The organism is Aeromonas sp. QDB56 (assembly GCF_027705505.1).
Classification (GTDB): Bacteria; Pseudomonadota; Gammaproteobacteria; order Enterobacterales; family Aeromonadaceae; genus Aeromonas; species Aeromonas caviae.
In genome coordinates, this window is the sequence record NZ_JAPDBZ010000037.1 from 9559 (window position 1) to 28904 (window position 19346).

Here is a 19346-nt window from a genome sequence, read left to right on the forward strand (position 1 = left end):
TGCGGGGGCCGGATTTGAACCGACGACCTTCGGGTTATGAGCCCGACGAGCTACCGAGCTGCTCCACCCCGCGTCCGAGGTCGCCCATAATAGGCGCCAACGCTGAGATTGCAAGTAAATATCCTAAAAAAAGTTTATTCGGGGATTAAACCGTCACATACTGCGCTCTTTTGCAACAAATCGCAGTTTTTTCAGGCAGCTAGCGATCTCTTCCCCCTCAGGCCCCTCCCCGCCTTTACCCTCTTTCCCATAAAAAAGCCCGCACGACAAGGTGCGGGCGGGAGAATGCGCCGGGATCAGGCCAGCTGGTGCAACACGCTGGTCGCCGCAATCTGGGCGATGATGAGGCCGCACAGGGTCACGGAGACCACCACGGGGGCCGTCTCCTGCTGACGGTAGATGGGGCTGAACCAGAGCAACAGGGCTGCGACCAGCAGGCCAGCCTGGGTCACTACCCCGGGGATCAGCGGGTCGAGCCCGGCGCTGCTCCCCTGCCAACCCACCAGCACCGCCAGCCAGATAAGACTCAGGATGGCGGAGACGAGCCCCGCCAGGGGCAGCAGCAGATTGAAGGCTTGCAGGCGGTGGCGGGCACGCAGCAGCATCAGGTGGGCAAAGGCCGACCCCAGCAGTACCATCTGCAGCAGGCCGCCGAGCCAGCCCTGGATCTGCATCAGACCCAGCCCGTAGAGGGCGAGCGGCATGGCGGGCAACCACAGCAGGGTGGCGGGGATGGCGCGCTTGCCCTCCAGGCGAGACTGGACCAGGGAGAGCACGATACCGAGCACCAGGGCGGCCCCCCCACTCCAGATGAGCCAGCCCGCAACCTTGGCCTCCACCGCCAGCATCAGAGAGAGCCCGGTGATCACCCAGACCGAGAAGAGCTGGGTAGTGATCCGCGAGCGCTGGCCCGGGCAGAGATCCCCGCGCCACAGGACGAGCCCCACAGCGATCAGGGCCCCCAGGGCCATCAGACCGGTCAGGGGAAAGAGCCAAAAAGGAAGTTGGACGAACATAGGGTCTCCGGCAGCAGTCCGGGTGCGGGTGCACCCATCACAGGGTAAGGAAGGACAAGAGGCAGGGAGTATATCCAAACTCCCTCCGTCTTCCCAACGTCGCCGGTCAGCTTTGTCCCCGGGCAAGGGCAACCACCCGGGCAAACATCTGCTTGAGCACAGGGGGAATGTGCTCGCTGCCGAGGCGCTCCGCCTCCTCCACCACCGCCAGGGCCATGCCTGGCTTGCTGCGATGGTGGATCGCCTTGGCGATGATGCGCCCGGCGTTGAGGGTGGAGCGCCCCCCGACCCCCGCCTCACGCCGGAACACCCCCTCGAACCCGTTCTGGTAGAGGTAGTGCTCTATGTCTGCCGCCGGCAACTGGGTCAGCCGATCCCGCTCGCGCTCCCCCTTGAGCAGGGAGCGGGCGGAGCTTGCATACTTGGCGCCCGCCTCGTCACCGTCGGTGAGCAGGTGCCACTCTATGCCAAAGTCCCGGGCCACCTTGATGAGGGGGGCCTGGCCGCACTGGGCGAACTCGATGATGCGCACCCCCTCCGCCCGCAGGCTGTAGCCGCAGATCTGGGCCAGCTCCGAGAGCAGCCAGATCTCGGTCTCCCCTTCCACCAGCAGCCAGCAGCGGGCAAACATCGACATGGGCCTGTTGATGCGCACATGGAAGGCAATCTTGCGCAGATCGTCGCTGCTGTAGCGCTCCCCTCCCAACTGATGGCAGAGGATGTCCTGCTGGCGGCGCACCAGACGGCGCACCTGATTGAGGGGCAAGGAGGAGAGCAGGTCCCCCGAGTTGGTGGTGAGCAGCTTCTGGCCGGGCAACTGCTCCAGCAGACCCCAGGCCAGGGCCAGCATGGTGGGATGCAGGCGACTCTCGGGGTCTTCCAGCATCAGTATGGGTCTGGCCCCCTCCTCCAGCTCCCGGTTGCCCCGGGCGTGGAGCAGCATGGCCGCCATGCCCGCCATGGCCAGTTGCAGCGCCCGGTTGTCCGCATTGCGCAGCAGCACCTGCAGGTTGCCGGGATTGCGCAGGGTCATGGGGCGATTGACGATATCCCGCTGGCTGCGAGGCTTGTGCTTGATGGGCGCCAGGGCGCTGAAGTAGTGCTCCATCAACTGCTGCACCGCCTGCAGCGCCTCCTTGAGTTCTGGCTCGCCGATGCGCTGGGGCTCATCGGTGAGCTTGCCGGCCAGCTCGTCCAGCCGCTGCTCGCACAGATCCCCCCAGGGCAGCCGCTCGATACCATCCCTGGCGGTACGGGCATCCCGCAGCCTGAACACCGGATTCATGGTGATGAGCAGACGCACCAGCGCCTCGTTGTTGTCGATGGTCAGGCTCTTGCCGATGCCGTCGAGAAAGTCGTGGGTGGTGAGCACGCTGCCATCGTCCTGCAACTCGGCACTGGCACGATAATGCACCCGGTGGAACTTGTCCTTGTGCGGGATCCAGGCCGCCCCGAGGCGGGCCAGACGGCGGGAGTGCTGGCACATCTGGGGACGATACTCGCTGAAGGTGAGCACCAGTTGCAGCGTGCGCGAGGGTTCGAGCTCGGGATCTTCCGGCCGATGAAAATCATCCTGACCAAATTGATAGGGCTCGGCATCCCCCAGCAGGCACCAGAGGGCCCGCAGCAGGCTGGATTTGCCCCAGGCGTTTTCGCCGATGAGCACAGTGGTGTTGTCCAGCCCGAGGGAGAGGCGATTTATTCCGCGAAAACCTTTGACTTCAATGCGTTCCAGAAACATGCGGCCATATCCAGTCCATCCTGATGGCGCAATAGTGGCAAAGTTGCCGGAAAAATCCTATCGGGTTACGGCGTTTTCAGCGGGAACTGTGAGGAACGAGCGGTTCGGGCGGCGTCGGCTGGGTGGCGCGATAGAGGGGGGCATTCCAGTGGTTGAACCAGAGATGGCGAGTACGGGTCTGACGTTTGCGATGATTCAATGGGCATTCCTTTCAATGGACAAGAGACAGAGGGTACACCTCTTTTGCCCAGAGTCTCAGGGTTATCTGTGACAGGAGAATGACAACTGGGCTCGCCACTGGCCCGGGCTCAGGCCGAACGCCTCCCGAAAGCGGTTGCCAAAATGGGCCTGGGAGGAGAAGCCGCACTGGGCGGCGATGCTGGCCAGGGGCTCGCTTCCCGCCAGCAACTGCTTGGCCCGCTTGAGCCGCAGCCCGAGCAGGTAGCGGTGGGGCGGACAGCCCAGGCTCTGCCCGAACATCCGGGCGAAGTGGTATTCGCTCAGACCCGCCTCCCGGGCGAGCTCTCCCAGAGTGACCGGCTCGGCCAGGTGAGCCTGCAGATACTCCTGCACCCGGCGCACCACGGCCGGGGCCAGGCCGCCGCGCACTTCCGGCAGCGCCGGGGCCTCGCGGGTGTGATGGCGATAGGCGTGCAGCATCAGCATCCAGGCACCGTGGGAGAGCGCCATGCGATCGATGCCGTGCTGCCAGTCCAGCTTCATCAATTGCCCCTGCACCAGGGCCACCGCCTGGGGATCGTCGATGAAGGTCTTGTCTTCCAGTTGCAGATGACGCCCCTCCTTGTCACACGCCTGCTCGGCGATGCGGGTGAAGTGGGCGGGGGTGAAGTAGAGGTGGAAGAAGCGAAACTCCTCGCGCACCAACCACTCGGACCTGTGGTGATCCGGCATGATGCACACCTTGCCGGCACCACCATGGCCACCGGGGCCGTCCAGCCGCTCGGTCTGCTCGCCCCCCTGCAGGTAGACGCTGATGGTGTGGTTGCCCGGCTTGTGGTAGCGGGTCTGATCGTAGCGGTTGCACCAGCTCGCCACCCCGAGCCCGGGCTCCAGCCAGCAGGAGTCCTCCAGTCTGGCACCGGTGCTCACCAGGGCATCAAAGACCCCCGTTTGTCTTGTCTGCTGCATGGCATGCTGCACGCTTGCGTCCCTCTCCCGCCCCTTTCCTGTCGCCATCTTATCGCGCCTCATGGTCAAAGGCTGCGCCTCCGTTGAAAAAACCGCAAGATGGTGCAAGCCGGCACCCCGCCTCCCGGTTCATGCTGATCACATCATCTTCTCTTGATGGGATCACACCATGAATCTGATGCTCTATGTTTCCACCGTCCTCATCTGGGGCAGCACCTGGATTGCCATCGCCTGGCAGCTCGGCCCCATCCCCATCGAGGTCTCGGTGCTCTATCGTTTCGCCCTGGCGGCCCTGGCCCTGTTCACCCTGCTCACGGTGAGCGGCAAGTTTCCGCGCCTGCCCTGGGCGGGCCAGCGTTATGCAGCCCTGCTCGGCGCGTTGCTCTTTTCCACCAACTTCCTCTGTTTCTACCACGCCACCCTCTATATCCCGAGCGGTCTGTCGGCGGTGATTTTCGCCAGCGCCAGTATCTTCAACGGCCTCAATCTCTGGCTGTTCGAGGGTAAACGACCGGGCCTGCGCTGGCTGCAAGGATCGTTGCTGGGGCTGCTTGGCACCCTGCTGCTCTTCTGGCCGGTGCTGGCGGATGCGCAACTGGGTGCAAACGGCTGGAAGGGCTTGCTCTTTGCCTGCGCCGGCACTCTCTGCTTCTCCCTGGGCAACCTGGTCTCCGCCCGGGGACAGCGCCAGGGCTATCACGTATTGCAGATGGTACCCTGGGGCATGGTCTACGGCGTGGCGCTGCTGCTGGGCTGGGTCACGGTACTCGGTCAGTCACTCACCCTGCCCACCGACCCGCGCTACCTCGCCGCCATGGTCTATCTGGCCATCTTCGGCTCCGTCATCGCCTTCACCGCCTACCTCACCCTGGTGGGGCGCATCGGTGCCAGCAAGGCGGCCTACGCCACCGTGCTCTTCCCCCTGGTGGCCCTCACCCTCTCCACCTTCTATGAAGGCTTTGTCTGGCAGACGGTCTCCATCGTCGGCGTGGTGGTGAGTCTCATTGGCAACCTGGTGATCTTCGCGCCCCCCGTCAAGGCGTGGCGCTGGCCGCTATCAAGGGCCGCAAACGGTACTTGCCCCTGATGCCACCAGCCCCTAAGGTAACCGCGTCCAACACACGAGGAGGGAGGACGCATGTTACTGGAAGGGCTGGAGACACTCTGCCTGCTGGCAAGCGAGGGCACCATGGCCAAGGTTGCAAGCCGCCTCTATATCAGTCAGTCGGCGGTCAGCAAGCGCATCGCCCAGCTGGAGCAGCGCCTTGGCAAGAAGCTCATCGAGCCGGATGGCCGTCATATCCGCCTCACTCCCCAGGCCCGTGAACTGCTCGCCCGGGTAGCCCCGAGCCTCGCCGAAATGAAGGGGGTGCTGGCGGACAGCCAGATCCTCACGGATCAGACCCCTCTGTCCATCGCCTGCTCCGAAACCCTGCTGGCGGGCTACCTCGCCCGCTTCATGCACGCCTATCTTGAACGGGATCCCCACATTGCCCTCTCTACCCACCACACCCCGGTCATTCTGGCCCGGGTGCGCGGCGGGGATGCCCTGCTCGGGATCTGCGCCGGCCGCCTGCCGCCTGGCCATGGGCTGTGTGCCGAACGGCTGCTGGAGGAGCCCTTCTATCTGGTGGGGGAGGCTCTGGATGAGGCGGCGCAGCCGGATCACCAGGGCGCCTTGCAAGAAACTGTGACCAGCAAGCAACTGGCTGAAGGCGACGTGAGTCAGGGGATGCAGGGCAAGGTGCGCAAGATCCTGACCATGGATCTGGAGAACCCCTCCAACCGCTATCTGCGCGAGCCCCTGGCCGCCCTCGGGCTTATCCCCGCCATGGAGCTCGATTCCTACCTGGCGCTGATCGAGCTGGCCAAGGCAGGCATTGGCCCCGTGCTCCTGCCCGCCGGCCTGCTGGCGCTGGTGGGTGAGCAGGGGACACAGGCACGCCCCCTGCCGGGACTGGGCCGCCCGCTCCACCTGGTCTATCGGCCAAACAGCCTCAAGCGCGATCGCATTGCCCGCCTGGTGCAGGCGCTGCAAGCCCATTTCCGGCAACTGACGGCACTGGGCTGAAACGCAAGAGGGCCCGATCTGCGATCGGGCCCTCGTCATGGGGGATATCGGCTCAGCCCAGCCAGGCAAAGAGCTCGGGGTACTGGCTCCACACCAGCTTGGCGGACATCACCAGGGAGACGGTCACCAACAGCGGCTTGATGAGCTTCACCCCTTTCTTGAGCACCAGCTTGGAGCCCATGCGCGCCCCGATGAACTGCCCCAGCGCCATGCACAGCCCCACGCTCCACACCACCTTGCCCCCCAGGGTGAAGAAGAGCAGAGAAGCGATGTTGGAAGTGAAGTTGAGCAGCTTGGTGTGGGCGGTGGCCCGCGCCATGCCAAAGCCCGCCAGGGCCACGAAACCGATGGCAAAAAACGACCCCGTGCCCGGCCCGAAGAAGCCGTCATAAAAGCCCACGCCCCCGCCCACCAGCAGGGCGAACGCCATGGGAGTGAGGCGACGCTGGCTCTCCGCATCGCTCACCCTGGGGGAGAAGTAGAAGTAGCAGGCAAACGCCATCAGCAGGAAGGGGAGCAGCCGCTCCAGGATGGCGGCATCGATGGTCTGCACCGCCAGAGTGCCGATGGCCGCCCCGATGAAGGTGCAGATGACCGCCGGCCAGATGATGGCCCACTCAAGGAGCCCCTTGCGGGCATAGAACCAGGTGGCGGAGAAGGAACCGAAACTGCTCTGCAACTTGTTGGTGCCAAGCACCAGGGCTGGCGGCATGCCGGTGGCCAGCAGGGCCGGCACCGTCAAGAGCCCCCCGCCCCCGGCGATGGCGTCGATAAAGCCGGCGATGAGGGCCACCCCGAAGAGGGCGACCAGGGTGAGCAGTTCCAGTTCCATCCATAGACCTCGTGTGATTGGCGGCGCCCGGCATGGCCTGGAGCCTGAAGGAGTCAACAGGTCGCTATCCTAGCGAGGGCAGGCTCATGAAGCTAACGAAACAATGGCAGCCAACTAATTCCTTATTTTCATCAATCAACGTGCGAGAGGGTCTGTGCTTTGATAACCGCCACCCCCTGCAACAGGGGCGCTTCATCCTCACCGGGAGCACGGCTTACCCGGCCAGCCATGTAGCGGCTGCTGAAGAGGATTAATCCAGAGCGCGTCTCTGGCCCTTGATGGCCTCCAGCCCCTCCAGCAGGGGCGCTTCATCCGCACCGGGCGCACGGCTCACCCGACCAGCCATGTAACGGCTGCTGATGAGGATTAATCCAGAGCGCGGCTCTGGCCCTTGATGGTCTCCAGCCCCTCCAGCAGGGGCGCTTCATCCTCGCCGGGCGCACGGCTCACCCGACCAGCCATGTAGCGGCTGCTGAAGAGATTGAACCAGAGCTGCAGCGCCTGCCCCGCCCGTAGCTCCCCGGCCACTTCCAGCACGCAGGCGGCCACCTCGGCGGTGCACAGGTGCTCGTCGCTGTGGGCGACCCGCATGCCGTAGGTAGAGAGCGCATCCGGCTTGATGGCGAGTACCGGGAAGCCGTCCAGATAGGGACTCTTGTTGAACATCTTGCGCGCCTCGGGCCAGGTGCCGTCCAGCAGGATGAACAGCGGCTTCTTGCCCGGGGCCAGTACCACCTCGCCGGTCAGGCGGTCGGGCGCTTTCTCGCAGGCGGGAAAGACCACGTAGGGCTGCCAGGCGGGATCCGCCAGCAGGGCCAGCAGCTCGGGATGGGGTTCGGTACGCGACCAGAGAAAGGCCCAGGTGGAGTCCGGCAGCACGTCGGCGATGAGGCGCCCGGTGTTGGAGGGCTTCATGGGCTCGCTGTCATACATCATGAGGCAAAAACCGGCCTCGGCCTTGAGCGCCGGGCGCCAGTCGCAGGCACACCAGTCGTGGCGCAGCTGGCAGGCATCGCAGCGTGGCACGCTGCCGCCACGGGCAAGAAAGGGTCGGGTCGAGACGCTCTTGCGCCAGATGCGCAGGCGGTTGACGGCGTGATCGGGGATGGGCTTCATGGAACGCGGCTCTGACGGTGCCTGTGGCGGGACAAAAGGGGGCTGATTGTAACGGTGCGCCCTCCTGGCGGCAAGGCTTGCCGGGCGGCGCCCTGCCCCCTTCCCTCCCCGCGTTCTGCCCGCCTCGCCCCCATGAAAAAGGGGCCCTGAGGCCCCTACTCACCATCCGTTGCAAACGGGTCTGGCGACGTCAGACCGCCTTTCGCAGGATCTGCTCTAGATAGTGCGCGAAGCTGTGGCCATGGTGCTCCAGCAGTTTCGGGAACATGGAGATGGAGGTCATGCCCGGGAAGGTGTTGATCTCGTTGAGCAAAATCTCCCCCTCTTCGGTCAGGAAGAAGTCGATGCGCGACAGATGGGTCAGCTTGAGCTGACGGAACGCCTTCAAGGCGTACTCGTGAATGGCGTCAGCCTGCGCCTGAGTCAGCCCCTCGGCCTTGAGCGCGGTCTCGGTGTGACTGGCGCTGCTGTACTTCTCTTCATAGGTGTAGAACTTGTCCTGGGGTACGCAGATCTCCCCCGGATAGGTGGCCACCAGCTCGTCACCATACTGGTAGACCGCCACTTCCAGCTCGCGGGGCTTGACCGCTTTTTCGATCAATACCTGCTCGGAGTAACCGAAGGCATCGGCAATGCCCTTCACCAGGTCTGCCTCGTTGCTGGCGGAGTAGCAACCCACGGAAGAGCCCTGGGAGGCCGCCTTGATGAAGACCTTGCCCCACTTGGCCAGCGCCGCTTTTGCCTCGATCAGGCTCGCCTCGCCTTGCTCGGTCAGGAACAGGTAGGGGGTATTGGGGATGCCGATGGCGGTGAGCCACAGCTTGGTGGTGATCTTGTTGAAGCACACCTTGCTCGCCTCGGCGTCACAACCCAGATAAGGCAGGCCGGCCAGCTCGAGGAAGGATTGCAGATCGCCGGTCTCACCGGGATAGCCGTGGATGCAGGGCACCACGTAGTCCACCGGACGGGCCACGCTGTCGAACGAGAGCAGCTTGTCCAGCCCCAGCTTGCACTCGCGACCGTCGGCGGAGAGCCAGCGGTCGGCAAACATCTCGACCCGGGTCACTTCGATACCGGGCAGGAGCCCGAGCTGTTTTTCGAGGAAATTGGCGCTGCGCAGCGAGACTTCGTGCTCGGAGCCGCCACCGCCGCACAGCAGCAAGACATGCATGTTCTTCATTAGATGTGATCCCTTGGGAGAAGCGGCTTCGTCATCACCATGTCAAACCCAACCGCATGAAAACCGGACGAAGCCAGAAACGAACATAAGTGCGGGCAGTGTAGCAAGGGAGGGGAAGCCTTGTCAGCCGATGGGGCGCACCTCCCCCTGCCCGGGCAGATAAAAGTCTCTTCCTGTGTCAGAAACAGGATGAAATGCGCTCAGCGGGGGGGATCGACCCGCCCGGCGCCATTGCCGTTGACCCGAAACCAGCCGGCAATGCTGTAGCGCTCCCGGCTTGCGGGCAGCACCTCGTGGGGAAACTCTTCAGACAGGAAGAGCACCAGCCGCCCGCCCCGGGGGGAGACATCCATCAGAAACTGCTCGCTGTCGTCATAGACCCGCAATATTCCCCCCGCCTCTGGCTGCCAGTCGTTGTTCAGGTAGAACACCGAGGTGAGCCGGCGGTTGGATCGCCCGGCGAAGGCGTCGCGATGGGTGGCGTAGAAGTCCCCCTGACGGTAGCGGGCAAAGTGGGCCTCGTAGTCGAACAGCCCCAGCATCAGGCTGCGATTGGCGGCCAGACGCAGGGACTCCATCCGGGCCAGATAGTCGGCCACCGGCGCGCCGAGGGAGGCGTCGAGCCAGTGGATCTGATCCCGACGGATATCGCGGTTGTCCTGATGCAGGGTCTCGCGCCCGATCCCCGCCGGTCGCCACTCGTCCGGCAGGCAAGCCTTGAGGGCATCCACCTCGGCGGCGGTTAAAAAATCATCCACTATCACCCAACCCCGGGTGTAGATGGCATCCATGACGGCTTGATAGTCCAAAGATAGGCTCGCAGCGAGGGGAGAGAGTGCGCTTTGTAGCGACTTCGGACCATCGGCACAAACCGGATTGCTTCTCTTGAGAAGTCCCGCCATCAATAGGAGTCTGGGGGGCACAGACGCCCTCCCCCTTGCTCCCCGGCCCTCGGCCCGTTAACGTGCAAGGATTGTCCCCCGGGCGCCTTGTCGCCCCTCTTGCATCAGGAGAAACCATGCCCCTGCCCCTCATCCCCCTGCAACGACTCGATGGCACGGCCTGGTCCACCGCCGATCTGCAGGGCCGTGTCGTGCTGGTGGTCAACGTGGCAAGCCGCTGCGGTTTTACCCCCCAATACACCGGGCTTGAGGCCCTCTATCGCCAGTTCGGCCCCCAAGGCTTCGAGATCCTGGGTTTTCCCTGCGATCAGTTCGGCCATCAGGAGCCGGGCGATGCCGAGGAGATCGCCCGCTTCTGCTCGCTCGACTACCCGGTCAGCTTCCCCCTGATGGCCAAATGCGAGGTCAACGGCGCCGGGGCCCACCCCCTCTATCGCTGGCTCAAGGAGCAAAAGCCCGGACTCCTTGGCAGCGAGGCCATCAAGTGGAACTTCACCAAGTTCCTGATTGACCGTGAAGGCCGGGTGGTGGAGCGCTTCGCCCCCCAGACCAGACCGGAGGATCTGGTGCAGGCCATCGAGGGACTGCTCTGACGGGCGTGCGCCGCTCGCGACACGGCTGCTGCGCGTGCGCCTCGCATCTGCTATATTACGCGCCCACTGTCTCTTGTGCGGTCGCTTTGCCGGGCTCAGGCCCAGCCTCGATGGCGACCCACCCTATTTTCCATGTCGTGACGGACCAAGGCTGCCGTCACCCGTTGAGCCCAAGGCTCGGAGTGTCCCTCGAACATGTCATTCAATGAACTGGGTCTGTCACCGCACATCCTGCGGGCCGTCAAGGAGCTGGGTTACGAACAACCCACCCCCATCCAGCAGCAAGCCATTCCCGCCATCCTGGCCGGGCAGGACGTGCTGGGCGGCGCCCAGACAGGCACGGGCAAGACGGCCGGTTTCACCCTGCCCATGCTTCATCGACTGCTGGCCAACCACGGCCGTGGTGGTCGTCGCCAGGTGCGAGCCCTAGTGCTGACCCCGACCCGGGAGCTGGCCGCCCAGGTGGGTGAGAGCATCATCAAATATGCCCACCACCTGCCGTTTCGTACCCTGATCGCCTATGGCGGCGTCAGCATCAAGCCGAACCTGGACGCCATCAAGCTCGGGGTCGACATTCTGGTCGCCACCCCGGGCCGCCTGCTGGATCTGCTGACCCAGGGCGCCCTGACCCTGAGCGCCCTCGAGGTACTGGTGCTGGATGAAGCGGACAGAATGCTCGACATGGGGTTCATCACCGACATTCGCCGCATCATGAAGGCCCTGCCGGAGGAGCGTCAGACCCTGCTGTTCTCTGCCACCTTCTCCAATGACATCAAGGCGCTGGCGGACGATCTGCTCAAGGATCCCACCCTCATCGAGGTGGATCCCAGCAACACCGCCGCAGAGCAGGTAAGCCAGCGCATCATCCAGGTCGATCGGGAGCGCCGCCGGGAGATGCTCTCCCACATGATTGGCCGTGGCAACTGGCAGCGGGTGCTGGTGTTCGTGCGCACCAAGCAGATTGCCGACAGGCTCGCCCAGCAAATGCAGAAAGATGGCCTGGATACGGTCGCCATCCACGGTGACAAGAGCCAGGGGGCCCGCAACCGGGCGCTGGCGGATTTTCGTGAAGGCAAGGTGCGGGTGCTGGTTGCCACCGACATCGCCGCTCGCGGCCTGGACATCGATCAACTGCCCCACGTGATCAACTTCGAGCTGCCCCAGATGGCGGAGGATTACATCCACCGCATCGGCCGCACCGGCCGCGCCGGCCGTGGCGGCGAGGCCATCTCTCTGGTGAGCCAGGACGAGCTGGGTCAGCTCAAGGAGATCGAGGCGCTGATCGGCCAATCCCTGACCGTGGAGATCCTGGAAGGATACGAGCCGAGCGGCAAGCCGAGCCGCCAGACCCTGCCGGGCAGCAAGCCGGTGCAAAACCCGCCCCGCGCCCGTGGCCATGCCAACGCCAAGGGCAAGCCCGCCGCCGGGAAAGGCAAAGGGGATGGCGCCAAGAAGCCTGCCCAGCCTGCGCAAAACAAGTCCCGCAAGCGGGAAGTGGTAGGCGATGACATCGGTTTCGCCCCTATGCGCCGTCTGCCCAAGGCCCAGCGGGGCGACTATCAGGACAACTCCAGCGAGGAGTGAGGCAGATAGCTGCCGACCTGACACAAAAAACCGCCCACGTCCCGGGCGGTTTTTTTATGCTCTGGCGCCCTTAACCGGCGGCCAAGGCCATGTGCAGCAGGGGATAGGGCTTGCCCTGGCCATCCAGGGGGGAGCGCCCCGTCACCTCGAAGCCCAGGTGCTGGTAGAAGCCGACAGCCTGGGCATTCTGTTCGTTGACGTCCACGCGAGTCGCCCCCAGACAACGGATGGCGTGGTCCACTAGCTGGCGGCCGACCCCTCCCCCTCTCGCCTCGGGGGCGATGAAGAGCATCTCGATGTATTTTATCTAGGGAAAGTGCGAACAAGTATCCCACGAACAAAAAATGAAAATTTTAGTCATTTAATATCAATGGGTTACCAGTAAATGCTCTTGTGCCATATGACTTATTCGCACCTTCCCTAAATTAATAAATCCTAACTATTACCTGCTCCTAACTGCCTGGAGCAAGGCGGAGACATCCGGGCCAAAGGTGCGGCAGCGAATGGCTTCGCGAATGTCGCTCTCGCTGTAGCGACTGGCGGGGTAGACCACCACGCAGGCGGTGTCACCGGGAGCGAGGAAGTGGGTCTCGCCAAAGGGGGTGTAGCGGGTGGCGCCAATGCTGATGAGCGCATGGGCCGGGCGCCCCGCCTGGGCCAGCAGCCCCTGGATATGCTCGGCCGGGCCTTCGTCCTGCTGATGGTTGAACTTGTCGATGGCCCACGCCAGCAACTGACCGTGGAAGTAGCTGTAGTCCACCGCCGCGCTGTCGATCCCGTAGGGGTGCAGCTCCCCGTCCCGCTCCAGATAGCAGGCGATGCGGTAGTCATCGAGCTCGCATCCTGCGGCAAAGTGGGTCAGGGGCACCAAGTTCGCGGCCAGCCCCTTGCTCTCTTCACCCCAGTTCTTCTTCTCGCTGATCTTTTTGGCATTAGGGCGACGGATGGAGCAGTCGTTGTAGGCGCCAAACGCCTTGGGATGGATGGCCACCACCTGCTCCCCCGCGTACTCCAGCTCGCACCACAGCGCCACCTCGGGTTCAATCTGCACCTTCTCGTCCCCGCTCACCGCCGCCTCCGGCAGGAAGATGGCATCGCCGCTCAACGGGAAGACCCCGAGCTGGCCGGGATGGTTCGGCACATAGAAGGGGAACAGCGCCTTGGGGGCGACCTTGTCGTCAACCTTGACGGCGACGAAGTCCGCCGCCTCCCCTGCCTGCTCCAGGTGACCGGCGAAGTTGCCCGCCACGCCCAGTCCGATAAAGGGGGTCTGTGAGGTGATCTGCATCTGTGGCTCCACTGGCGCGGCCGGGGCCGCCGCCTCGTTGTCGTTGTTCAGGGCGGAAATACCGCCAAAGAGGGGGCTTATTAGAGCACAGCCCCCGTACGGCGCCCAGCCACCGGGCCACAAGCTGTGCACCAGGGCGGATTTTCCCTCACCATCTGGTCATAAAGCCAGCAGTCGATGCGAAGCTGTGATCCCGATGCTTGGGAGAGCCCGGCACTTTTGCTAGGCTGCCCTATTCATTTGCCGTTCGGGAGCCGTCGCAAGGCCATGACCACCCACTTTCAGGGGCGCTTCGAGGTGGAGTTCAAATACCGCCTGACGGACAGCGCCGCCTTTGTACATACCCTCACGGCCCTCGGCCCCGAGGTGATGGTGGCGGACAATCATGAGCAGGACTGCTACTTCGACACGGCAGATGGCGCCCTGGCCCGGGAGGAGAAGAGCCTGATCATCCGCACCATGGCCCCCAAGGGCATCCGGCTCTGGATAGTCAAAGGGCCCGGACCCGATCGCTGCGAGGCGGTCAACATCCCCGATGCGGACAAGGCGGCCAGCATGGTGCGCACCCTGGGCTACCAGCCGGTGCTGACCATCGACAAGCGGCGCAGCATCTATTTTCTGGGGGCCTTCCACGTCACGGTGGATCACCTAGCAGGCGTCGGTGATTTTGCCGAGCTCGCCATCATGACTGACGACGAGACCGCCCTGCCCGCCTACCGCGCGCAGTTGCTGGCGCTGGCTAGCCGGCTGGGACTGGCGCCCGAGATGCGGGAAACCCGCTCCTATCGCACCCTGTGCGAGCAGCGAGCCCCCCCTTTGACAAGCGGCAACAAGAGGAATCTGCCCATGATCGACAAACTCGCCTGGCTGACCTTCAAGGAGGGACAACTGCTGTGCGCCCGCTCCCACGGCAAGGACATCTACTACATACCGGGGGGCAAGCGCGAGCCGGGCGAGAGCGACGAGGCGGCCCTCGTTCGTGAAATCGAGGAAGAGCTCGCGGTCACCCTGAAACCCGACACCCTGGCGTTCGCCTGCGAGTTCAGCGCCCAGGCGGACGGCAAGCCGCAAGGGGTGAATGTCAATCTGCGTTGCTACACGGGGGACGCCGACGGCACGCCCGTCGCCTCGGCGGAGATCGCCGAGCTGCGCTGGCTGGACAGCCGCCACCTGGCCGAAGTCTCCCCCGTCTCCCGCCTGCTGTTCCAGTGGCTGGCAGCGCAGGGACTGATCCATTAAGAGACGGCGCACCTGACCGGATGATAATGGCACCGGCAGGAGAGTCCGCGCCCGAGACGTTAATCCCCCACGTGGGCCAAGAGAGAAGATGAGGACATTCAATGGAGATCCTTGAGGTCGAGAGCACCAGAGGCATCAAACCGGCGCTGATCGCCCTGCTGCAAGATTGCGTGGCCAGCGGTGCCTCGGTGGGCTTTCTGCCTCCCCTGCAGGAAGAGCAGGGGCTGGCGTACTGGCAAGGCATCGAGGGGGAGCTGGCGGATGGAGTGCGCAAGCTCTGGGTGGCGTTTGATCAGCACCATCTGGTGGGCGCCCTGCAGCTCTCCCTGTGCACCAAGGCCAACGGGGGCCACAGGGCCGAAGTGGAAAAGCTGATGGTTCACAGCCAGGCCCGTGGCAAGGGGGTGGGCCGCGCCCTGATGAACGCCATGGAGCAAGGGGCCCAGGACGCCAGGCGTACCTTGCTGGTGCTGGATACCCGGGTCGGCGACGTGGCCTCCAGCCTCTATCGCCAGCTCGGCTATCAGGAGGCCGGCCAGATCCCGGACTTCGCCCGCAATGGGGACGGCACCCTCGCCGCCACCCAGTTCTTCTACAAGCAGCTCTGAGGCAGACGGCCTGGCAAGACCGGACAGCGTGCCGGTCTTGCCCCCTCCAAGGCTCGGCGTACATAGGTTTTTGGTTCAATCAGACTCATCGGCAAGGAGCCATCATGATATTGGAAGTCGCCCATCTGCAGATCATTCCCGGCAAGGCCACTGACTTCGAGCAGGCCTTCGCCCGGGCCCAGCACATCATCAGCGCCATGCCCGGCTACCTGGGCCACCAGTTGCAGCGTGCCCTGGACGATCCCCATCACTACCTGCTGCTGGTGCAGTGGGAACGGTTGGAAGATCACACCCGGGGGTTCAGGGGCTCCCCCCGGTACCAGGAGTGGAAGGCCCTGCTGCACCACTTCTACGACCCCTTCCCCAGGGTCGATCATTTTCAGGATGCAACACCGATCAGCGCCGCAAGCTGAACCTTGATCAGCCAGTCCCGTCACGGGCTGATCAATGGCGTCAGGCCAGTCGCTCGGCCCTGTGGGCAATCTGCGGCTCGGCAAAGGCGCTCTGGGCCGCGATGAGCTGCAGCTCGTAGGCATTCGCCTCCCAGGTCTGTCTCAGCACCGCATCCACCGCGGCGTTGGTGCGCTCGAAGGCACTCACCCCCTCATATCCCGCCTGCAGGTTGGCCAGCATCAGGGCGCTGATGAGATCCCCCACGCCCACCGGTTGGCGCGCGAAATCGTAAAGGGGACGGGCGATCAGATAGTCTCCCTCGGGGGTGGCAAGCAGCATCTCGAAGCGGCCGGGGACGCTGGCGGCGCGACCCAGGTGCTTGACCAGCACCATCTTCACCCCCTTCTCCAGCAACTGGCGTGCGGCGACCCGGGTCTGGGCCAGGGTTGTCAGATGGACATCGCACAGGGTCTCCAGCTCCAGCAGATTGGGGGCCATGATGTCCGCCACCGGCAGGGCCTGCTCGGTGAGAAAGCGGGTGACGCCCGGGGCGACGATGCACCCCTTCTCCGGATGCCCCATCACGGGATCGCAGAAATAGAGGGCCGCCGGATTGGCTCGCTTCACCGCCGCCACCACCGCCAGGATCTCGTCCCCCTGCTCCGCCGAGCCCAGATAACCGCTCAGCACCGCATCGCAGCGCGCCAGCACCTCGATATTGCAAAGCCCCTGGCACAAGGCGGCAATGTGGCCCGCCGGCATCGCCATTCCCTGCCAACCCGCCTCGTACTGGGTGTGGTTGGAGAACTGCACCGTATTGATGGGCCACACCTCCATGCCGAGACGGCGCATGGGGAACACGGCGGCACTGTTGCCGGCACAGCCAAACACCACGTGGGACTGGATAGAGAGAATGCGTTTCATCGACACCACCGCACAAGAAGCCTGAGGAAAAGAGGCAATATATCGGATGAAGAGACGGCTCTTCCAGCAATTAACGCCCTGACTCCCTATTTATGCTTCTGCAGGCCTAACCTGCCGCATATTTGACCGCCACGACCCAGTTTCTGCACAACCCTGGAGCCATCTGCCCGCTGCTGCGGGGTGATAAATGTACTTGTACGTCTCTTGTCTGATGGCATACAAGGTGGTTTTTCAATCAACCATGAACAGTCGGGATCAAGGATGAGGTCCGATGAAAAGGCGCAAGTCGGCAGTCGGCAGTCGGCAGTCGGCAGTCGGCAGTCGGCAGTCGGCAGTCGGCAGTCGGCAGTCGGCAGTCGGCAGTCGGCAGTCGGCAGTCGGCAGTCGGCAGTCGGCAGTCGGCAGTCGGCAGTCGGCAGTCGGCAGTCGGCAGTCGGCAGTCGGCAGTCGCAAAATAAGGCAACAAGGGCAAGGGTCAAGGAGACGTCGGAAGATCACAGGACGAACACGGCCTACCCTTGCCTGACACCGTGGCAACGACAAGCCATACGCAGTGGCGACAGCAAGTCACGTCACCAGTGCCGTGACTACAGCGAGTCGCCAGCAGTCGTCAGAGGGAGCGCGGTGCTTGGGCGTCTCAATCCCGGGCGAAGTGGTAGACCCAGCCTTCGTCCGGTGCCATCTCCTCCGGCAGGTCCACCAGAGCAGGCAGCGAGGTGACGGCCCCTTCGGCCGCATATTGCAGGGCCATCAGGGCGCAGAGCGCGGCATCATAGGGATCCGTTCCAGGGATGAGGATTGCTGGCAGGTGGGGTTGCAGCTCGGGCCGCACAGCAGAGGCTTTGCCCCCCATTTTGGCCAGGGCGGGATAGACCTCCAGCACCGCGCGCCCGGCAGCCCTCGCCCGTTTTGGCACCAGTTGCAGATCCCCGAGGCGCGGCAGCATGGAGAGGGCCAGGGTGGCGTTGTTGCCGAGCCTGTCGAAGGTGGCGGAGAGGGGCTTCTTGCCATAGTGCTGATGGAGCCAGCGCTCGCAATCCCGGTAGGCGTAAGGGTTGTCAATCTCCCGCTGGGGCACGGGAAAGCCGCTCCCCCGCCCCGCCAGCAGATCGGCGAGGGCGCGGGGAAAGGCCAGGGGCGCATCGATGCCGAGAGCAAGGCGCGGGCAGGCCAGCACCTGCATCAGCGCCACCTCGTCTTGCAGGGCCGGGCGCAGCAGGGCATCCAGATCCGGCGCGACCCGGGAGCTCAGGCGAAACAGGGGGGAGATCCCGAGCCAGTGCAGACGCGACTCCCGGGCCTGCCAACCCACCACCGCCACCGCCTGGGCATTGCCCTGCCAGCCCCTCACGTCCCAGCCGATGCCGATGGCGTCCATGTGTTCCGTTGTCATGCCCCTGTTACCTCTGTGCAGCCTTGATGGAGCACAGGGTAATGGCTGCCCCTCCTAAAGCAAGGGCAAGTTGGTCCCTAGAAGGATTTCTTGAAGTTGATCAGGGGCAGAATGGGGAAGATGCCGTTCTCGGCGTAGTTGGCCAGGCCAATCTGCAAGCCGTCCAGGTGCTTGGTGGCATTGACGAATCCCAGCTGGAACGTGGTGCGTTCGGCATAGTTGACGAAGCCGACGTTGGCCAGGGCATTGCCCTGGGCGATGTTGACCGCCCCCCAGTTGAGCCCCTTCACATTGTTGGTCAGGTTGACGAAGCCCAGATTGAGGCCGGTATCCTGCCCTTCGTGCCAGTTAACGGCGTTGATGGCGACCCCGCCAAACTAGTGGCGCACCCGGCTCGCGCCAAAGAACACACCAAGCTGCAGACCGGTGAACTGATCCACGTCGGAGAGGGCGAACACCGGCAGATCGATCCCCTTCACCTGGCCGGTGCGGCCGTAGAGGAAGGAAGCCCGTGCCCCTTCCACCTGATTGGACGAGGGCAGGTTGACACCGGGCAGGGAGATCTGGACCGGCGTGCTGGCCTGGGCGACACCGGCAAGGGTCAGGGCACCACAGCCGAGCAGCAGGGCGAACGGTTTCATCGGGGATTCCTTGTGAAGAGGGTGTGGCTCAAGGGTACCAGCGCAGGCCCCGGGGGACGAGACCCCGGCCCTTTCCCTGCGTCACCTCTCGTCTGAATCCGGGGATGGCTCTCTCGGCGTGACGGGGGAAGCGGTGGTGAAACTCCCTTGAGCGCCAGTGGCACCCAGAGACACAACCAGCCCGGTCGGGCTGGTTTTTTTGCCTGTGCTCGCCCCTTTTTCGGGGCAATTCGGCCCGGGCCCTTTCCCTGCCCCGCCTAACTGCCTAGAATGAGCCCCCGCTGTTTCAGCCATTCATCCAGCTAGAGGATTTCCCATGGAGACGTTTCTGCTCGAAGGTCACCCCTTCGTTGCCTTGTGTGACCTGATCAAGCATCAGGGTTGGGCCGATTGTGGCGGTGCCGCCAAGGCGCTGGTCGCCGAAGGCCTGGTGGAAGTGGACGGTCAGGTCGAGACCCGCAAACGCTGCAAGATAGTCGCCGAGCAGGTGGTCAACTTCAACGGCATGAAGGTCGTGGTGAAGGAAGGCGTCAGCCCCGAGATCCTCTGATCCTGACGCCCTGCCACGCAAGCGCTACCCAGCACAGCCGCCGAGCAGGTGGTCAACTTCAACGGCATGAAGGTCGTGGTGAAGGAAGGCGTCAGCCCCGAGATCCTCTGATCCTGACGCCCTGAC

At 64.0% G+C, this 19346-nt stretch carries 19 protein-coding genes, 1 tRNA gene and 3 pseudogenes; 9 read left to right on the forward strand and 14 right to left on the reverse strand.

Translation table 11 applies throughout. The features are described 5' to 3' along the window. The 5 genes from OKB81_RS08260 to OKB81_RS08280 all read right to left on the reverse strand — a co-directional run bounded on the left by OKB81_RS08260 (nucleotide 1) and on the right by OKB81_RS08280 (nucleotide 3906). Nucleotides 1-73, reverse strand: a tRNA-Met gene (locus OKB81_RS08260). Nucleotides 74-296: 223 nt separating this feature from the next. Continuing rightward, entirely contained in the window at nucleotides 297-1016 is a 720-nt protein-coding gene (locus OKB81_RS08265; protein WP_010674858.1) for a hypothetical protein, read from the reverse strand. Nucleotides 1017-1122: 106 nt separating this feature from the next. Beyond that, the gene (locus OKB81_RS08270) at nucleotides 1123-2757 is read right to left on the reverse strand and encodes an ATP-dependent endonuclease (RefSeq protein WP_010674859.1); all 1635 of its coding nucleotides are present in this window, start codon (nucleotides 2755-2757) and stop codon (nucleotides 1123-1125) included. A 76-nt stretch (nucleotides 2758-2833) separates the two neighbouring features. After that, the gene (locus OKB81_RS08275; RefSeq protein ID WP_256094327.1) at nucleotides 2834-2956 is read right to left on the reverse strand and encodes a hypothetical protein; all 123 of its coding nucleotides are present in this window, start codon (nucleotides 2954-2956) and stop codon (nucleotides 2834-2836) included. 62 nt (nucleotides 2957-3018) lie between these two features. Next, a complete protein-coding gene (locus OKB81_RS08280; protein ID WP_103261986.1) occupies nucleotides 3019-3906 on the reverse strand; it encodes a helix-turn-helix domain-containing protein in 888 nt (295 codons plus the stop codon). A 169-nt stretch (nucleotides 3907-4075) separates the two neighbouring features. On the opposite strand from OKB81_RS08280, the gene OKB81_RS08285 reads away from it, so the two are divergent. Together OKB81_RS08285 and OKB81_RS08290 are read left to right on the forward strand one after the other, a co-directional pair. After that, a complete protein-coding gene (locus tag OKB81_RS08285) occupies nucleotides 4076-4993 on the forward strand; it encodes a DMT family transporter (protein ID WP_010674861.1) in 918 nt (305 codons plus the stop codon). Between the two features lie 51 nt (nucleotides 4994-5044). Continuing rightward, nucleotides 5045-5977: a LysR family transcriptional regulator gene (locus OKB81_RS08290; RefSeq protein ID WP_069651321.1), complete on the forward strand. Its 933-nt coding sequence runs from the start codon at nucleotides 5045-5047 to the stop codon at nucleotides 5975-5977. Between the two features lie 52 nt (nucleotides 5978-6029). On the opposite strand, the gene OKB81_RS08295 is transcribed toward OKB81_RS08290, so the two are convergent. The 4 genes from OKB81_RS08295 to OKB81_RS08315 all read right to left on the reverse strand — a co-directional run bounded on the left by OKB81_RS08295 (nucleotide 6030) and on the right by OKB81_RS08315 (nucleotide 9914). Then, complete coding sequence (locus OKB81_RS08295; RefSeq protein WP_010674863.1) at nucleotides 6030-6809, reverse strand: TSUP family transporter; 780 nt, start codon at nucleotides 6807-6809, stop codon at nucleotides 6030-6032. A 366-nt stretch (nucleotides 6810-7175) separates the two neighbouring features. After that, on the reverse strand, nucleotides 7176-7925 hold the full coding sequence (locus tag OKB81_RS08305; RefSeq protein ID WP_160837400.1) for a tRNA-uridine aminocarboxypropyltransferase: 750 nt from the start codon (nucleotides 7923-7925) through the stop codon (nucleotides 7176-7178). Between the two features lie 190 nt (nucleotides 7926-8115). Continuing rightward, nucleotides 8116-9105, reverse strand: coding sequence for a D-alanine--D-alanine ligase (locus tag OKB81_RS08310; RefSeq protein WP_010674866.1), 990 nt, complete (start codon nucleotides 9103-9105; stop codon nucleotides 8116-8118). A gap of 200 nt (nucleotides 9106-9305) precedes the next feature. Next, the gene (locus OKB81_RS08315) at nucleotides 9306-9914 is read right to left on the reverse strand and encodes a 2OG-Fe(II) oxygenase (protein WP_041211488.1); all 609 of its coding nucleotides are present in this window, start codon (nucleotides 9912-9914) and stop codon (nucleotides 9306-9308) included. A 209-nt stretch (nucleotides 9915-10123) separates the two neighbouring features. Here OKB81_RS08315 and OKB81_RS08320 point away from each other — a divergent pair, with 209 nt between their 5' ends. Together OKB81_RS08320 and OKB81_RS08325 are read left to right on the forward strand one after the other, a co-directional pair. Further along, nucleotides 10124-10600 (forward strand): glutathione peroxidase, encoded by a 477-nt coding sequence (locus tag OKB81_RS08320; RefSeq protein ID WP_069651324.1) that lies wholly within the window; start codon nucleotides 10124-10126, stop codon nucleotides 10598-10600. A gap of 195 nt (nucleotides 10601-10795) precedes the next feature. Further along, a complete protein-coding gene (locus OKB81_RS08325; protein WP_160837402.1) occupies nucleotides 10796-12184 on the forward strand; it encodes a DEAD/DEAH box helicase in 1389 nt (462 codons plus the stop codon). Between the two features lie 70 nt (nucleotides 12185-12254). Here OKB81_RS08325 and OKB81_RS08330 read toward each other — a convergent pair. Then, nucleotides 12255-12482: pseudogene (locus OKB81_RS08330) on the reverse strand (GNAT family N-acetyltransferase); the annotation flags it as partial. 144 nt (nucleotides 12483-12626) lie between these two features. Further along, nucleotides 12627-13472 (reverse strand): DUF5718 family protein, encoded by an 846-nt coding sequence (locus OKB81_RS08335; protein WP_160837404.1) that lies wholly within the window; start codon nucleotides 13470-13472, stop codon nucleotides 12627-12629. A 267-nt stretch (nucleotides 13473-13739) separates the two neighbouring features. Here OKB81_RS08335 and OKB81_RS08340 point away from each other — a divergent pair. The 4 genes and pseudogenes from OKB81_RS08340 to OKB81_RS08355 form a co-directional block, all read left to right on the forward strand. Next, nucleotides 13740-14288 (forward strand): annotated as a pseudogene (locus tag OKB81_RS08340) (class IV adenylate cyclase); the annotation flags it as partial. A gap of 30 nt (nucleotides 14289-14318) precedes the next feature. Continuing rightward, nucleotides 14319-14711, forward strand: a complete 393-nt coding sequence (locus tag OKB81_RS08345; RefSeq protein WP_039038593.1) for an NUDIX hydrolase — start codon at nucleotides 14319-14321, stop codon at nucleotides 14709-14711. A 101-nt stretch (nucleotides 14712-14812) separates the two neighbouring features. Continuing rightward, complete coding sequence (locus tag OKB81_RS08350; RefSeq protein WP_160837406.1) at nucleotides 14813-15319, forward strand: GNAT family N-acetyltransferase; 507 nt, start codon at nucleotides 14813-14815, stop codon at nucleotides 15317-15319. 104 nt (nucleotides 15320-15423) lie between these two features. After that, nucleotides 15424-15732 carry an antibiotic biosynthesis monooxygenase family protein gene (locus OKB81_RS08355; protein WP_160837408.1) on the forward strand — a complete coding sequence of 103 codons (309 nt, stop codon included), beginning with the start codon at nucleotides 15424-15426 and terminating at the stop codon, nucleotides 15730-15732. 40 nt (nucleotides 15733-15772) lie between these two features. Here OKB81_RS08355 and pdxY read toward each other — a convergent pair whose 3' ends face one another. From pdxY to OKB81_RS08370, 3 genes and pseudogenes are all read right to left on the reverse strand, one after another. Next, entirely contained in the window at nucleotides 15773-16636 is an 864-nt protein-coding gene (gene pdxY, locus OKB81_RS08360) for a pyridoxal kinase PdxY (protein WP_160837410.1), read from the reverse strand. Nucleotides 16637-17273: 637 nt separating this feature from the next. Beyond that, nucleotides 17274-18029 carry a DUF429 domain-containing protein gene (locus tag OKB81_RS08365; protein WP_160837412.1) on the reverse strand — a complete coding sequence of 252 codons (756 nt, stop codon included), beginning with the start codon at nucleotides 18027-18029 and terminating at the stop codon, nucleotides 17274-17276. 77 nt (nucleotides 18030-18106) lie between these two features. After that, nucleotides 18107-18670, reverse strand: a pseudogene (locus tag OKB81_RS08370) (VC2662 family protein). 316 nt (nucleotides 18671-18986) lie between these two features. Between OKB81_RS08370 and ybcJ the strand changes: the two are divergent. Then, on the forward strand, nucleotides 18987-19220 hold the full coding sequence (ybcJ, locus tag OKB81_RS08375; RefSeq protein WP_010674882.1) for a ribosome-associated protein YbcJ: 234 nt from the start codon (nucleotides 18987-18989) through the stop codon (nucleotides 19218-19220). Nucleotides 19221-19346: the final 126 nt, after the last annotated feature.

What these genes read in the sequence shown, in the direction of transcription:
- OKB81_RS08265 (WP_010674858.1), bottom strand. Translation starts at nt 1,016, where the DNA reads ATGTTCGTCCAACTTCCTTTTTGGCTCTTTCCCCTGACCGGTCTGATG.
- OKB81_RS08310 (WP_010674866.1), bottom strand. Translation starts at nt 9,105, where the DNA reads ATGAAGAACATGCATGTCTTGCTGCTGTGCGGCGGTGGCGGCTCCGAG.
- pdxY (WP_160837410.1), bottom strand. Translation starts at nt 16,636, where the DNA reads ATGAAACGCATTCTCTCTATCCAGTCCCACGTGGTGTTTGGCTGTGCC.
- ybcJ (WP_010674882.1), top strand. Translation starts at nt 18,987, where the DNA reads ATGGAGACGTTTCTGCTCGAAGGTCACCCCTTCGTTGCCTTGTGTGAC.
- OKB81_RS08280 (WP_103261986.1), bottom strand. Translation starts at nt 3,906, where the DNA reads ATGCAGCAGACAAGACAAACGGGGGTCTTTGATGCCCTGGTGAGCACC.
- OKB81_RS08320 (WP_069651324.1), top strand. Translation starts at nt 10,124, where the DNA reads ATGCCCCTGCCCCTCATCCCCCTGCAACGACTCGATGGCACGGCCTGG.
- OKB81_RS08325 (WP_160837402.1), top strand. Translation starts at nt 10,796, where the DNA reads ATGTCATTCAATGAACTGGGTCTGTCACCGCACATCCTGCGGGCCGTC.
- OKB81_RS08355 (WP_160837408.1), top strand. Translation starts at nt 15,424, where the DNA reads ATGATATTGGAAGTCGCCCATCTGCAGATCATTCCCGGCAAGGCCACT.
- OKB81_RS08290 (WP_069651321.1), top strand. Translation starts at nt 5,045, where the DNA reads ATGTTACTGGAAGGGCTGGAGACACTCTGCCTGCTGGCAAGCGAGGGC.
- OKB81_RS08345 (WP_039038593.1), top strand. Translation starts at nt 14,319, where the DNA reads ATGATCGACAAACTCGCCTGGCTGACCTTCAAGGAGGGACAACTGCTG.
- OKB81_RS08350 (WP_160837406.1), top strand. Translation starts at nt 14,813, where the DNA reads ATGGAGATCCTTGAGGTCGAGAGCACCAGAGGCATCAAACCGGCGCTG.
- OKB81_RS08295 (WP_010674863.1), bottom strand. Translation starts at nt 6,809, where the DNA reads ATGGAACTGGAACTGCTCACCCTGGTCGCCCTCTTCGGGGTGGCCCTC.
- OKB81_RS08270 (WP_010674859.1), bottom strand. Translation starts at nt 2,757, where the DNA reads ATGTTTCTGGAACGCATTGAAGTCAAAGGTTTTCGCGGAATAAATCGC.
- OKB81_RS08305 (WP_160837400.1), bottom strand. Translation starts at nt 7,925, where the DNA reads ATGAAGCCCATCCCCGATCACGCCGTCAACCGCCTGCGCATCTGGCGC.
- OKB81_RS08365 (WP_160837412.1), bottom strand. Translation starts at nt 18,029, where the DNA reads ATGACAACGGAACACATGGACGCCATCGGCATCGGCTGGGACGTGAGG.
- OKB81_RS08335 (WP_160837404.1), bottom strand. Translation starts at nt 13,472, where the DNA reads ATGCAGATCACCTCACAGACCCCCTTTATCGGACTGGGCGTGGCGGGC.
- OKB81_RS08285 (WP_010674861.1), top strand. Translation starts at nt 4,076, where the DNA reads ATGAATCTGATGCTCTATGTTTCCACCGTCCTCATCTGGGGCAGCACC.